This is a genomic window from Paenibacillus sp. FSL R7-0333, from assembly GCF_038000365.1.
Lineage (GTDB): Bacteria > Bacillota > Bacilli > Paenibacillales > Paenibacillaceae > Paenibacillus_AQ > Paenibacillus_AQ silagei.
Genome location: NZ_JBBOBZ010000001.1, coordinates 7,525,520 through 7,538,985 on the forward strand (window position 1 = coordinate 7,525,520; position 13,466 = coordinate 7,538,985).

The 13,466-nt window shown below is 51.2% G+C and carries 13 protein-coding genes and 1 other RNA gene; all 14 read left to right on the forward strand.

The window, feature by feature from the left end:
* Positions 1 to 361 precede the first annotated feature (361 nt).
* The 14 genes from rpoE to MKY86_RS32530 all read left to right on the forward strand — a co-directional run bounded on the left by rpoE (position 362) and on the right by MKY86_RS32530 (position 13,255).
* Entirely contained in the window at positions 362 to 925 is a 564-nt protein-coding gene (rpoE, locus tag MKY86_RS32465; RefSeq protein WP_036724449.1) for a DNA-directed RNA polymerase subunit delta, read from the forward strand.
* A gap of 342 nt (positions 926 to 1,267) precedes the next feature.
* Positions 1,268 to 2,875 carry a CTP synthase gene (locus MKY86_RS32470; RefSeq protein ID WP_036724451.1) on the forward strand — a complete coding sequence of 536 codons (1,608 nt, stop codon included), beginning with the start codon at positions 1,268 to 1,270 and terminating at the stop codon, positions 2,873 to 2,875.
* A 292-nt stretch (positions 2,876 to 3,167) separates the two neighbouring features.
* Entirely contained in the window at positions 3,168 to 3,554 is a 387-nt protein-coding gene (locus MKY86_RS32475; RefSeq protein WP_036698896.1) for a response regulator, read from the forward strand.
* A 206-nt stretch (positions 3,555 to 3,760) separates the two neighbouring features.
* Positions 3,761 to 4,615, forward strand: coding sequence for a class II fructose-1,6-bisphosphate aldolase (gene fba, locus MKY86_RS32480; RefSeq protein WP_036724454.1), 855 nt, complete (start codon positions 3,761 to 3,763; stop codon positions 4,613 to 4,615).
* 194 nt (positions 4,616 to 4,809) lie between these two features.
* Positions 4,810 to 6,063, forward strand: a complete 1,254-nt coding sequence (locus tag MKY86_RS32485) for a UDP-N-acetylglucosamine 1-carboxyvinyltransferase (RefSeq protein ID WP_036724455.1) — start codon at positions 4,810 to 4,812, stop codon at positions 6,061 to 6,063.
* A gap of 146 nt (positions 6,064 to 6,209) precedes the next feature.
* On the forward strand, positions 6,210 to 7,568 hold the full coding sequence (rho, locus tag MKY86_RS32490; RefSeq protein ID WP_036724456.1) for a transcription termination factor Rho: 1,359 nt from the start codon (positions 6,210 to 6,212) through the stop codon (positions 7,566 to 7,568).
* A gap of 25 nt (positions 7,569 to 7,593) precedes the next feature.
* On the forward strand, positions 7,594 to 8,871 hold the full coding sequence (locus MKY86_RS32495; protein ID WP_076084847.1) for a radical SAM protein: 1,278 nt from the start codon (positions 7,594 to 7,596) through the stop codon (positions 8,869 to 8,871).
* Positions 8,872 to 8,997: 126 nt separating this feature from the next.
* Positions 8,998 to 9,195, forward strand: coding sequence for a 50S ribosomal protein L31 (gene rpmE, locus MKY86_RS32500; RefSeq protein ID WP_036724459.1), 198 nt, complete (start codon positions 8,998 to 9,000; stop codon positions 9,193 to 9,195).
* Between the two features lie 47 nt (positions 9,196 to 9,242).
* An RNA gene (gene ffs, locus MKY86_RS32505) (signal recognition particle sRNA large type) lies at positions 9,243 to 9,511 on the forward strand.
* Between the two features lie 264 nt (positions 9,512 to 9,775).
* Positions 9,776 to 11,494 carry a DNA polymerase III subunit gamma/tau gene (gene dnaX / locus MKY86_RS32510; protein ID WP_445669944.1) on the forward strand — a complete coding sequence of 573 codons (1,719 nt, stop codon included), beginning with the start codon at positions 9,776 to 9,778 and terminating at the stop codon, positions 11,492 to 11,494.
* A gap of 49 nt (positions 11,495 to 11,543) precedes the next feature.
* On the forward strand, positions 11,544 to 11,855 hold the full coding sequence (locus MKY86_RS32515) for a YbaB/EbfC family nucleoid-associated protein (RefSeq protein ID WP_036698884.1): 312 nt from the start codon (positions 11,544 to 11,546) through the stop codon (positions 11,853 to 11,855).
* Between the two features lie 36 nt (positions 11,856 to 11,891).
* Positions 11,892 to 12,491 carry a recombination mediator RecR gene (gene recR, locus MKY86_RS32520; protein WP_036698882.1) on the forward strand — a complete coding sequence of 200 codons (600 nt, stop codon included), beginning with the start codon at positions 11,892 to 11,894 and terminating at the stop codon, positions 12,489 to 12,491.
* Positions 12,492 to 12,693: 202 nt separating this feature from the next.
* Positions 12,694 to 12,960, forward strand: coding sequence for a DUF2508 family protein (locus tag MKY86_RS32525; RefSeq protein WP_076084853.1), 267 nt, complete (start codon positions 12,694 to 12,696; stop codon positions 12,958 to 12,960).
* 28 nt (positions 12,961 to 12,988) lie between these two features.
* Complete coding sequence (locus tag MKY86_RS32530; protein WP_076084856.1) at positions 12,989 to 13,255, forward strand: pro-sigmaK processing inhibitor BofA family protein; 267 nt, start codon at positions 12,989 to 12,991, stop codon at positions 13,253 to 13,255.
* Positions 13,256 to 13,466: the final 211 nt, after the last annotated feature.

Sequence of the window (13,466 nt, forward strand, 5' to 3'; positions counted from 1 at the left end):
AACGAAATAGGCTGCCCATCGTGTCAAAAGGCTGGAGTTTACATAAAATAAACAGAGGGAACCGCGAGGCGCCCTGCAACATCCCGTAAGGAGCCGATCCTTGGCGTGGATACAGTCATGCGCGGAGGGGTAACCCCTCCGCCTTTTTGGAATGAAAAGACCGTCCATGCTCATCCCATTTATTGCCCTGTCCAGGTGGACAAGCCTTCTTCATGCGGAAGCACCGCCAATCCTGTTTCCCTGATCTTGCTGCAATAGACTTGCAATTTACCCGCAAATAGGTTTTACTTAGTTTTGTTAATGGATATCATGAATGAAGCATGATTGAATGTGAACAATGCGTGAGAGGAAGTGTCCTTTAGTGAGTACGCCACTCAATTTAAAGCTGGACCCTGAGAAAGTAAAAGAAATGCCGATGGTAGACCTGGCCTTCCTGGTGCTTAAGGCAGCCAATACGCCTTACTACTACCGTGATCTGATGGTGGAGGTTGCCAAACTGCGCGGGTTGACCGATCAAGAGAGCCAAGATACGATCGCCCAGCTATATACCGAGATTAATATTGACGGACGTTTTGCCTGTGTCGGAACCAACCTGTGGGGGTTGAAGCGCTGGTACCCGCTCGAACGCTCCGATGACCCTGTCGGCAACACCAAGCGTGTGCGGATTATCAACGACGAAGACGACGATCTGGAAGATGACGACTTCACCGATGAAGAAGAGAATTATGCTGCCGAGGAAGAGGATTTCGATGCGATTGACGAAGATCGCGACGACCTCTATTCCGACGACGACAGCGAAGAGGAAGTTGACGAAGATGTGGTCATCGATGAAGACGACATTGACGAAGACGAATCGGACGATGAAGATTCCGAAGACGGCGAAGAAGACGATGCCGACGATGAGGACGAGGAAGATAAATTTTAGAACAGTCTTTGCAGCGCGCAATTCCTCACTTGACAGGGGCGGGACGCTCAGAGTAAACTATTGCATGGGCTTATAATGAAAGTTAATATTGTTTTCTAAAATAAAAAGTGCCCCGGGTCTACGGGTGTCACTTTTTTGTTTTTTTACAAGATAAGAAGGAATAGGCTTCGCTTCATTTGTATGCCAAGAAGCTGCGGTTTTCCGCGATTTCCAGGCTGCCGGCCTTGAATTTTGGCGGGTGGAAGCAACTTTCGGGTTCCCCGGTTGGATGATGGAAAAAAGGGATACGATAAGGGGCAAGCGTCCCCTGAATTTCTGGACTTTATTTAGGAGGGTTTTACAGTGACAAAGTATATTTTCGTAACGGGTGGCGTTGTGTCTTCCCTTGGCAAAGGCATTACCGCTGCTTCGCTGGGCAGACTGCTCAAGAACAGAGGGCTCAAGGTAACGATCCAGAAATTCGATCCTTACATTAACGTGGACCCGGGAACAATGAGTCCTTATCAGCACGGGGAAGTATTCGTGACCGATGACGGCGCGGAGACCGACCTCGACCTTGGGCATTACGAGCGGTTTATTGACATTAACCTGTCCAAGAACAGCAACGTAACCACAGGCAAAATCTATTCCTCGGTCATCAGCAAAGAACGCCGCGGGGAATACTTAGGGGGAACCGTACAGGTTATCCCGCATATTACGAACGAAATCAAGGAACGCGTCTTCCGTGCAGGCCGTGAGACCGGCTCCGATGTAGTCATTACCGAAATCGGCGGCACCGTGGGCGACATCGAGAGTCTGCCGTTCATGGAAGCCATCCGTCAGATCAAGAGCGACATCGGCCGGGAGAATGTCATGTACATTCACGTAACCCTGATTCCTTATATCAAAGCCGCCGGAGAAGTGAAAACAAAGCCGACCCAGCACAGTGTCAAGGAGCTGCGAAGCATCGGGATTCAGCCCAATGTGATCGTATGCCGTACGGAATATCCGCTCACCGACGATATGAAAGCCAAGCTGGCTCTGTTCTGTGATATTGATGCGAACGCCGTTGTGGAATGCCGCGATGCCTCGACGCTCTATGAAGTGCCGCTGAATCTGCGCGACGAAGGCCTGGATGAGATTGTCGTCAACCACTTGAAGCTGACCACTCCTGCACCGGATATGCGCGAATGGGAGAGCATGCTGGAGCGGATTCAGAAGCTGGAGCGTACCGTTGAGATTGCCATCGTCGGCAAGTATGTGGCGCTGCACGATGCTTACCTGAGCGTGGTTGAATCCTTGTCCCATGCCGGATTTGCCTCCAATGCCGAAGTGAAGCTCCGGTGGGTCGATGCAGAGCTGGTGACAGATGAGAATGTGGACGAACTGCTGGGCGGCATCGGGGGGATTCTGGTTCCAGGCGGCTTCGGTGACCGGGGAATCGAAGGCAAGATCTCGGCCATCCGCTATGCGCGGGAGCAGTCCATTCCGTTCTTCGGCATTTGCCTGGGAATGCAGGTGTCTGTCATCGAGTACGGCCGTTCCATGCTGGGACTGGCAGGAGCGAACAGCTCCGAGATCGATCCTGCGACTCCGCATCCGCTGATTGACCTTCTGCCAGAGCAGAAGGATATCGAAGATATGGGCGGCACGATGCGCCTCGGCCTGTATCCTTGCAAGCTTTTGCCGGATTCCCTGGCTATGTCCTGCTATGACGATGAACTGGTCTACGAACGTCACCGTCACCGGTATGAATTCAATAATGCTTACCGTGATGAGATGGAGAAGGCAGGTCTGGTTATTTCGGGAACCTCGCCTGACGGACGTCTGGTGGAGATTGTGGAGCTGCCGGGTCATCCGTGGTTCCTGTCCGTGCAGTTCCATCCGGAATTCACTTCCCGTCCGAATCGTCCGCAGCCGCTGTTCCGTGAATTTGTCAAAGCCTCGCTTACACATTCCGAGCAAATGTAACTATAGAATGAATAGGCCAGACAGGCCTGTGGGAGCTCCCGGTACGGGGGCTTTCTTTTTGACAAAACATCCTTTGCATAATAGCTCCCGGAATGCAAGGGGACTGTATTCCCGCTTTTTCGCCGGAATTCCTCCTTTATATGGCATAGATTTACGCATTTTAGCCAATTAGCAGGATTTTGGCTGCAAAGCACGAATAATAGGTTTCGTATAGACTAAGTTGAAGCGGGGCCGTTAGCTGTTGAGAGGGCGCGGTATGGACAATCTGCCTTAAACTCTGGGAGGGTAACGTATGGAAAAGAAAAAAGTGTTAATCGTCGACGATCAGAATGGAATCCGGATTCTTCTCATGGAAGTATTCAATAGTGAAGGTTATGCCACCTTTCAGGCAGCTAACGGGAAATTGGCGCTGGACATTGTCAGGAACGAATCGCCGGATATGGTTTTGCTGGATATGAAAATTCCGGGGATGGACGGACTCGAGATTCTCAAGCATCTGAAGGAGCTTAATCCGGCGATCAAGGTCATTATGATGACGGCCTACGGAGAGCTGGACATGATTAAGGAAGCGACCAAACTGGGAGCCCTGATGCATTTTACCAAGCCGTTTGATATCGATGAGATGCGTGTTGCCGTCAATATGCACCTGCACAACAAATCAGTAGATCAATGCAGCTAGCTTAGAAATTTATAGTTTGGGGACATCCTGTTATGGATACGCTAAAATGAGGAAATGGTCCGCCGGCAAAGGGTTGGCTGAATATCGTCCCACCGGGACATTTTTTTGTGTATCCTATTTAGTATTTAACACAGGATGTGCTATAATAGGCCTGTATGTGATGTCGGCTTATATAAGCAACCCAATATTTTAGGAGGATTGAAACCATGCCATTAGTATCTATGACAGACATGTTGACCAAAGCACTTGAAGGAAAATATGCAGTTGGCCAGTTCAACATCAATAACCTGGAGTGGACGCAAGCGATTCTTGGTGCAGCAGAAGAAGAGAAGTCACCGGTAATCCTTGGCGTATCCGAAGGTGCAGCTCGTCACATGGGCGGCTTTTACACAGTAGTTAAGATGGTTGAAGGTCTTATTCATGACATGAAAATCACCGTTCCTGTAGCCATCCACTTGGACCACGGTTCAAGCTTTGACAAATGTAAAGAAGCCATTGATGCCGGATTTACTTCCGTAATGATCGACGGCTCCCACCACCCGATTGATCATAACATTGAGATGACCAAGAAGGTTGTTGACTATGCTCACGCTAAAGGTGTTTCTGTAGAAGCAGAAGTTGGTACTGTAGGCGGACAGGAAGATGACGTTATCGGCGGCATCCAATACGCTGACCTTAACGAATGCGTACGCATTGTTAAAGAAACAGGCATTGACACTCTGGCTCCTGCACTGGGTTCCGTACACGGTCCTTACCTGGGCGAACCAAACCTTGGATTCAAGGAAATGGAAGAAATCCGCGATGCAGTTAACCTTCCGCTTGTACTTCACGGCGGTACTGGAATCCCGGTACATGACATTCAGAAATCCATCTCCCTGGGTACTTCCAAGATCAACGTTAACACTGAGAACCAAATCGCGTTCGCTAAGGTTGTCCGCGAAGTTCTTGCTGCTAAGCCGGATGCTTACGATCCGCGTACATTCATCGCACCGGGCCGCGATGCTATCAAGCAGACTGTTATCGGCAAAATCCGCGAATTCGGATCCAGCAACAAAGCCTAATTACCCTGCCGCATAACGTTTTTCCGCACAAGCTATTTCGTTTTCCTCAGAAACGGGTGCCGTCCTTCAGGTAAGGGCGGCGCAGCCGTTTCTTCTTCTAATCACCAATCACAAGCAGTCCTTATGTCACCTTAAGCCACAACTGGTATTGCCACAACAAGCTGCAATACACGTAGGGGGAACCAGATAAATTTATGGAAAAATTAATGATTGGCGGCGGACGTCCGCTAGAGGGCGTTGTTACCATCAGCGGAGCAAAGAATAGCGCCATTGCGCTTATTCCTGCAGCCATTTTGGCGGAGTCTGAAGTTGTGCTGGATAATTTGCCTGCGCTTAGTGATGTTGCCGTTTACTCCGAGATTCTGGAGGAGCTTGGCGCGAGCGTGTCATGGACAGGCAGCCAAATGAGAATTAATCCCTCCCGTATCGTATCCATTCCCATGCCTAACGGACCGGTGAAAAAGCTCCGGGCCTCTTATTATATGATGGGCGCACTTTTGGGCCGGTTTAAGGAAGCGACCATTGGATTACCCGGCGGCTGTAATTTTGAGCCCCGTCCGATTGACCAGCATATCAAAGGCTTTGAGGCGCTTGGTGCGACTGTTACCAATGACCATGGTTCGATTCACCTGTATGCCAAAGAACTGCGCGGTGCCAAGATCTATCTGGATGTATCCAGTGTCGGCGCCACTATTAACATTATGCTCGCGGCCTCCCGTGCCAAAGGCTCAACAATTATTGAAAATGCGGCTAAAGAGCCTGAGATTATAGATGTAGCTACCCTGCTCAACTCCATGGGCGCTGTTATTAAGGGCGCCGGTACCGAAACAATCCGGATTGAAGGCGTAGACGAAATGCACGGTTGCCGCCATTCGATTATTCCTGACCGTATTCAGGCTGGAACTTACATGATTGCCGCAGCGGCTACGCGGGGCAATGTCTTAATTGATAACGTGATTCCCAAGCATCTGGAGGCGCTCACTGCCAAGCTGCTGGAAATGGGAGTTGACATAGAAGAACTGGATGAGAGTATCCGGGTGATCGGCAAGGCCAAGTACCAGCACGCGGATGTCAAGGCGCTGATCTATCCCGGTTTCGCGACCGATCTGCAATCTCCAATGACGAGCATGCTGACTCAGGCTGAAGGCGTTAGCGTCCTGAGCGATTTCGTCTACAGTAACCGGTTCAAGCATGTTCCTGAATTGGTCCGCATGGGCGCTAAGATTCGTGTAGAGGGACGTTCCGCTATCATTGAAGGCGGCCGGCTCAATGCAGCCAAGGTGAAGGCTGCCGACCTCCGTGCAGGCGCAGCGCTGGTGATTGCCGGTCTTACTGTTGAAGAAGGTATCACCGAAGTGACAGGTGTAGAGTATATTGACCGCGGTTATGACAACCTCGTAAGTAATCTTCGCAGTCTGGGAGCCGATGTCTGGCGCGAGAACGAATAATGAGAATATCCGGATTGGCAAGGGCAGAAATTGGCTGCTTCAATGCATATCTCCTTCCAATTCGGGTAATCCTATCCTAATAAGCATTTTCATAGACTCATAGTTTAGAACTCATCATACACAAATTGAATAGGTGGTTATAGCACATGGATCTTCAAATTTCCGATCTGGAAGAAATGAAGCTTACCGATCTGTATAAGCTTGCCAAGAAATACCAGATTCCTTATTATGGAACGCTTAAGAAGCGGGAGTTAATCTTCGCTATTCTTAGAGCACAGGCAGAGCAGAGCGGTCTAATGTTTATGGAAGGCGTGCTTGAGATTCTGCCGGAAGGCTATGGCTTCCTTCGGCCGATTAACTACTTGCCGAGTGCAGAGGATATCTATATCTCCGCATCGCAGATCCGCAAGTTCGACCTTAGAAGCGGTGACCTGGTCTCCGGGAAATGCCGGACGCCGAAGGAGAACGAACGCTATTTCGGACTCTTGCAGGTGAATGCCGTCAACGGCGAGAACCCGGCAACTGCAGCTGAACGGTTACATTTTCCGGCGCTTACGCCGCTTTATCCGCAAGATAAGCTGCCGCTCGAAACATCCCCAACTCATTTATCGACCCGTATCATGGATTTGCTTGCTCCTGTAGGTCTGGGGCAGCGCGGTTTGATTGTAGCACCTCCCAAAGCAGGGAAGACGCTCCTCCTCAAAGAAATTGCCAACAGTATCTCTACGAACAATCCCGAGATTGCACTGTTTGTTCTGCTGATCGATGAACGTCCCGAGGAAGTAACGGATATGCAGCGTTCGGTAAAAGGTGAGGTAGTGGCTTCGACATTTGACGAGCTGCCGGAGAATCATATTAAAGTGGCAGAGCTTGTACTTCAGCGCGCGCTGCGTCTGGTAGAGCACAAGAAGGATGTCGTTATTCTGCTGGATAGCATTACCCGTCTTGCCCGTGCCTACAATCTCGTAGTTCCGCCATCCGGCCGGACACTTAGCGGAGGGATTGATCCTGCCGCGTTCCATCGGCCTAAGCGTTTCTTCGGTTCCGCACGTAACGTGGAGGAGGGCGGCAGCTTAACTATTCTTGCCACCGCACTGATTGATACCGGCTCACGGATGGATGATATTATTTATGAGGAATTCAAGGGTACTGGGAACATGGAGCTCCATCTGGACCGTAAGCTGGCTGAACGCCGGATCTTCCCGGCAATTGATATCCGCCGTTCGGGTACGCGCCGTGAAGAAGTATTGCTTAGCAAGGAAGAGCTGGATACCATCTGGTCGATCCGTAAAAATATGAATGAATCCTATGACTTCGTAGAAGGATTCCTGAAGAAGCTGCGTGACAGCAAGACGAATGCGGAGTTCCTGGCCTCCTTCGATGTGGCTGGAGGCAAGGATTCCTCGTCAGCAAGCGGTACGGCCAGCAAAGGCGGTACCTCGAACAGTGGCTCGTCTGCCCGCCGCACCACGCGTCCCAAGGCGCCTACTGTGCCGACTACCTGAGAATAGATAACAAGAGGAGAATAACATGTATTTGGTATATGCCGACGAACAAGGAAACGTATATGATCATCCCGAGCTGTATGCCCTGGCCCGCAGTGGCGATATGATCGTTGAGATACTGGAGGAAGAGCTGGTTCCGCTGCCTGAGGGGGCCACGCTGGTCGGGCTCCCGAGCACCCGGGCGATTGGGATGAATCCGGAGACCGGCGAGATGCTGCCCCTGCCGGCAGGTTCGCAGGCTGTCGGAGCCTTGCTGCCGCAGGGATACACCCGCCTGTGCCTTCCCGGTTACGTCAAGACAGACAAGACCTACAAGCTTCCGCTCTTCGGATATTCCGCTGTAGTATGGAAGGACGGCGGATTCTATGTGGCGGCTGATCTTACGGATGATCCGGAGCAGTGGAACCCGCTTAACTGCGACCGGGACGATGTGAAGAACGGTGTGGGCGAACTGACTGCCAAATACCCGGAGAACCGTCTGTATAATCACTTGTCCAACTGCGCGCTGGAATATGAATGCTTAACCTCGTCCAATACCTTCCTCGGCCGCTGGGAAGGCGCTGTTCCGGTCTCATACTCCTGCAACGCCGGCTGCTTCGGTTGTATCTCTGAACAGCCCGATGACAGCGGGTTTGTGTCCCCGCAGACACGGATGAACTTCCGTCCGGCAGTGAACGAAGTATCGCAAGTGATGCTGGAGCACCTGAAGACGCCGGAATCCATTGTCAGCTTTGGACAGGGCTGTGAAGGTGAGCCTTCTACGCAGGCGAAGCTGATTATTGAATCTATCCGTGAAGTCCGGTCCATTACGGATATGGGTTATATCAATATCAACACCAATGCCGGCTTAAGCGATCATATCCGCGGCATTGTCGATGCCGGTCTTGATCTGATGCGGGTTAGTACCATCAGTGCGCTGGATGACCATTATAACGCCTATTACAAGCCTCGCGGGTATACGCTGGCTAACGTGGAGAAGTCGCTGAAGTACGCTGCCTCACAAGGCGTATACACCTCCATTAACTATTTGATTTTCCCGGGGGTTACAGACCGTGAGGAAGAGATTGAAGCGATGGTGGAGTTCGTCAGACGTACAGATCTTAAGCTCATTCAGATGCGTAATCTCAATATTGACCCGGAGAGCTATCTGGAGCTTATTCCCCCTGCACGGGGCGAGATCCTTGGTATGAAGACCATGCTTGAGATCTTCCGTGAGGAGCTCCCGGAGGTTGTGATTGGTTCCTTCACCCATGTCCCCCCTGCTGAGCTGGCCCGTGCCAAGCAGCGCAGAGTGCAGCTTTAGGCTTTAGGTTTTTTAAGAATTGCTGGCCTATTGCAGAGCCTGGGCTTCACATGCTAGAATGTAGCTTGCGTAATCATATAACTCTAGGCCCGCATGAGGCTTAGGGCGTGAGAGGTGAGATTTCATATGCAAACAACCATTCAACCCAAGTACAATGTAACGAAGGTAACCTGCGCTTGCGGCAACACGTTTGAAGCCGGTTCGACAGTACAGGAGCTTCGCGTCGAAATTTGCTCAAGCTGTCACCCGTTCTTCACCGGCAAGCAGAAGTTCCTGGATGCCGGCGGACGTGTGGACAGATTCAAGAAGAAATACGGTGTCTAATATTGCATAGTTGATTTTTGCCTGTCCGTAAGCTATACTTATCTTCGCCGTGCTAGACGGGGAGGTAGCGGTGCCCTGTAACTCGCAATCCGCTGTAGCGAGGTTGAATTCCTGTTAGAGGTGCTGTCGATGTGAGGCCTTGGTTCCTATGGGCTGTGTTGACGGTTGGGTCCTCCGCAATGAGTGCTTGTGAACCTGGTCAGGTCCGGAAGGAAGCAGCCATAAGCGAGTTTGCTCTTGTGCCGGAGGGTGGCCTAGCCCGAGCAGTTTTGTAGGGTTACCGCTTGGATCGCAGCCATCAATAACAGGTGCACGGTTTAAATAAGGATGATGATAGCGTCTTTGCTACAAGCAAAGATGCTTTTTGTTTTTCTAGTATCCTAGGTAATGAGATATTATTTCCGTTCTGGCTAATATCCTTACCTTTCGGATGGTGAGCCGCTTCTGCTTGGTCAAAGACTTGGGAATATAGTATAATAAATTAGCGACAAATGCCGGAAAGCGGCAGCCTGAGAGAGGGTAATGCATAGTGGAACATATCGCGCTGTACCGTGCCTGGCGGCCGCAGTCGTTTCAAGATATGGTAGGGCAGCAGCATATTATCCAGACGCTGCAGAATGCGATCCGTGAACAACGGGTTTCGCATGCCTATCTGTTCAGCGGACCGCGGGGAACCGGTAAGACGAGTGCGGCCAAGGTATTGGCCAAGGCAGTCAATTGCGAGCGGGGCCCGGGTCCTGAGCCCTGCAATGAGTGTCCGTCCTGCCTGCGGATTACGGCAGGCAACATCATGGACGTTCAGGAGATTGATGCGGCATCCAACCGGGGCGTTGAAGAGATTCGCGATCTGCGGGATAAGGTGAAATATGCACCTACCGAAGTACGCCGTAAAGTGTATATTATTGATGAAGTGCATATGCTGACAACAGAGGCATTTAATGCTCTGCTGAAGACGCTCGAAGAGCCTCCGCAGCATGTGATGTTTATACTGGCGACTACCGAGCCGCACAAGCTGCCGGCTACGATTATCTCGCGTTGCCAGCGGTTTGACTTCCGCCGGGTCTCACTGGAGGAACAGACGGGCCGCCTGACCGAGATTTGCCAGAAGGAAGGCATTACAGCAGATGCAGATGCGCTCCAGTATATCGCCCGTCTGTCTGACGGGGGAATGCGGGATGCGCTCAGCATCCTGGATCAGATCTCATCCTTTACAGATGGGAATGTGACCTATCAGCAGGTGCTGGGAATGACCGGGGGCATCCCCTCCGAGCAGTTCGCGCGTCTGGCGAATGCTATTCTTGAGAGTGACATGGGGCAGCTGCTGGAGCTTGTGGAGCAGATGATGCATGAGGGTAAGAGCGCAGATAAGTGCCTGGAGAATCTTCTGTATTATTTCCGCGATTTACTGATGATCAAGATGGTGCCTGGAGCGGATCAGCTAACGGACCGCGTGCTGAATCCGGCAGATTTCCGCGATATGGCTAAGGCCTTTACCCGCGACCGCTTATTCCTGATTGTGGAGACGCTGAGCCGTTATCTGGGGGAGATGAAGTATGCTACACATCCGCAGACCATATTCGAGGTAGCGCTGATGAAGCTGTGCAGCGGTCCGCAGGATGCTACTGCTCCTTCTGTAGGCGATCCGGCAGTGAATGCAGCCACACCTGCAGCTGCGAATGGTTCTCCGCAGGTACAGTCCGGTGAGCTGGATCAGCTCAAAGCGCAGATTGCCGCGCTGGAGAAGAAGCTGGAGCAGGCTATTCAAGCTGGCGGGGTTGCCGGCGGCGGGCGTGAGCAGGCAGCGCAGCGCACTGCCCCGCCAAGCGCTCCGCGCGTATCCTCGGCCTCTAAGCTTCCCCCGCAGCTGGATAAGTTTATTGCGGGTAAGGACAGTCCTGATTTTAGCGCGGTCTATAAGCAGTGGAGTCTTGTTCTTCAGGGTGTGAAGGAAGAGAAGGTCACGGTACATGCGTGGTTTGTGGACGGTGAGCCGGTGGCGGTGATGGAAGATGCTGTGCTGGTTGCCTTCAAGAATACCATTCACCGGGATACTACCGAGAAGCCTGCGAACCGGCAGGTCATCGAGAACGTAATGAACGCCAAGCTGGGTAAGCCATTCCGGCTGGTAACTATGATGATGCGTGACTGGAATGAAGCTGCGACGAAATCCGCGGCTTCGGCCGGAACAGAGGAGCTGCGTCTGGAGCATGAGCACGAGAGCGGCGAAGGCAAGTCCGAACCATGGATTGATGAGGCGATCCAGCTCTTTGGAGAAGACCTTGTTGTCATAAAAGAATAAGGATTCAGCTATCAGCGCGAAGATGCGCATCCCAAAGGAGAGATGATCTATGAATAATATGAACCAAATGATGAAGCAGGTTAAAAAAATGCAGGAGCAGATGCTCAAAGCCCAGGAAGAGCTGGGCAGTAAGACGATTGAAGGTTCTTCCGGCGGCGGCGTGGTTACCGTTCAGGTGAACGGACACAAGAAATTGCTGTCCATTCAGATCAAACCGGAGGTTGTAGATCCGGAGGATATCGAAATGCTGCAGGATCTGGTGATCACTGCTGTTAATGATGCTCTTACCCAGGCAGAAGAGTTGGCGAACAACGATATGGGTAAATTCACAGGCGGAATGAAGATTCCTGGCTTGTTCTAGGCTTACTCCACTCCCTGCCAAAGGAGAACCGATACTTTGTATTATCCAGAACCGCTAGCCAAGCTAATAGAAGCTTTTACACGTTTGCCCGGGATTGGCCCGAAGACAGCTGCCCGGCTGGCCTTTCATGTGTTGAACATGAAGGAGGACGAGGTGATTGATTTCGCCAAAGCCCTGGTCAGCGTCAAGCGTAATCTTCATTATTGCTCGGTCTGCTGCAACATAACGGATACCGACCCGTGCCGGATCTGCCAGGACAAAACCCGCGATGCTTCGGTAATCTGTGTGGTTCAGGACTCGAAGGATCTGGTGGCTATCGAACGAACCAAGGAATTTGACGGCTATTATCATGTGCTCCAGGGTGCAATTTCGCCGATGGAAGGCATAGGGCCGGATGATATAAGGCTGAAGGAGCTGCTGACCAGACTCAGCGATGAGCGGGTGAAGGAGCTGATTATGGCTACCAACCCCAACATTGAAGGGGAAGCCACTGCCATGTATATCTCGCGTCTTGTCCGTCCCTTTGAGATCAAGATCACCAGGATAGCCCATGGCTTGCCTGTAGGCGGCGATCTTGAGTATGCGGATGAGGTAACCCTGTCGAAGGCACTGGAAGGCCGTCGTGAGCTGTTCTGAGTGCTTTGCAGTTGTATTATAAGTGTAGGGAGCCCTCGGGCTCCTTTTTTATTTCCCGGAGAGCCGCTGATATTCTGCTAAAAGTTCTACTAAGCCCCTTCTCCCGGTTCTAAGTTTGTCCCTATTCCGATATGTATGAGATTAACGGGTGTGAATCACCGGTTGCATCTGCAGTTATTCATATATCTTAGGAGGGATTGCAATGGGTTGGTGGAGTACCAAGTGGCTGAGCGGGAATACGGATAAGGAAAAGGCAGTGCAGACGGAAGAGGAATGGGGGACAGTATACCAGGAGGTACGTAAAGCGCAGTCTGAATGGGAGCGGGCTTACCTGATGTTTGATGAGGCTCTGGGCCAGGATCAGATTGACTATGCAATCTATATCCTGGAGGCGGCTGAGCGTAAATATCAGATACACCTTAAGGATGCCAAGCGGCTGGGGCTTAACCGGAGCCAGCTGCAAGTATGAATAGACTGAGTCAGCGAGGAGGAGAACAATGCTAAGAACTGTTGCGATGGGTGTGCTGATTATATCTGCAGCGCTGCTGGTCCTGATTGTATTCAGGAAAAGACTGGGCTGGGCTTGGTTGAGTGTATTTGGAACCCATCTTATATTGGCGGCGCTCGGGATTTATATCGTTAATTTCTCAGGAGTTGTAAGCGATCTGCACATTCCGCTTAACCCTACAACCATAGGTGCTGTAACCATTCTTGGGCTGCCGGGAGTGGCGCTGTTATTGGGATTAAAATTAACTTTGTTTTAGAGGTTGACGAAGGCTCCTGATTCATGATACATTAAGTCTCGGCCCTTTGGACAGGAGATCTTCGGATCACTTGCTGGAAGCTAAAGCGAAAAAAGAAATTAAAAAAACGCTTGACTAAAACAAGGGTGCTGTGATATATTATAAAGGTCGCTGCTGAGACAAACATCAACGACAAAAGATGAGATATTGATCTTTGAAAACTGAACAACGA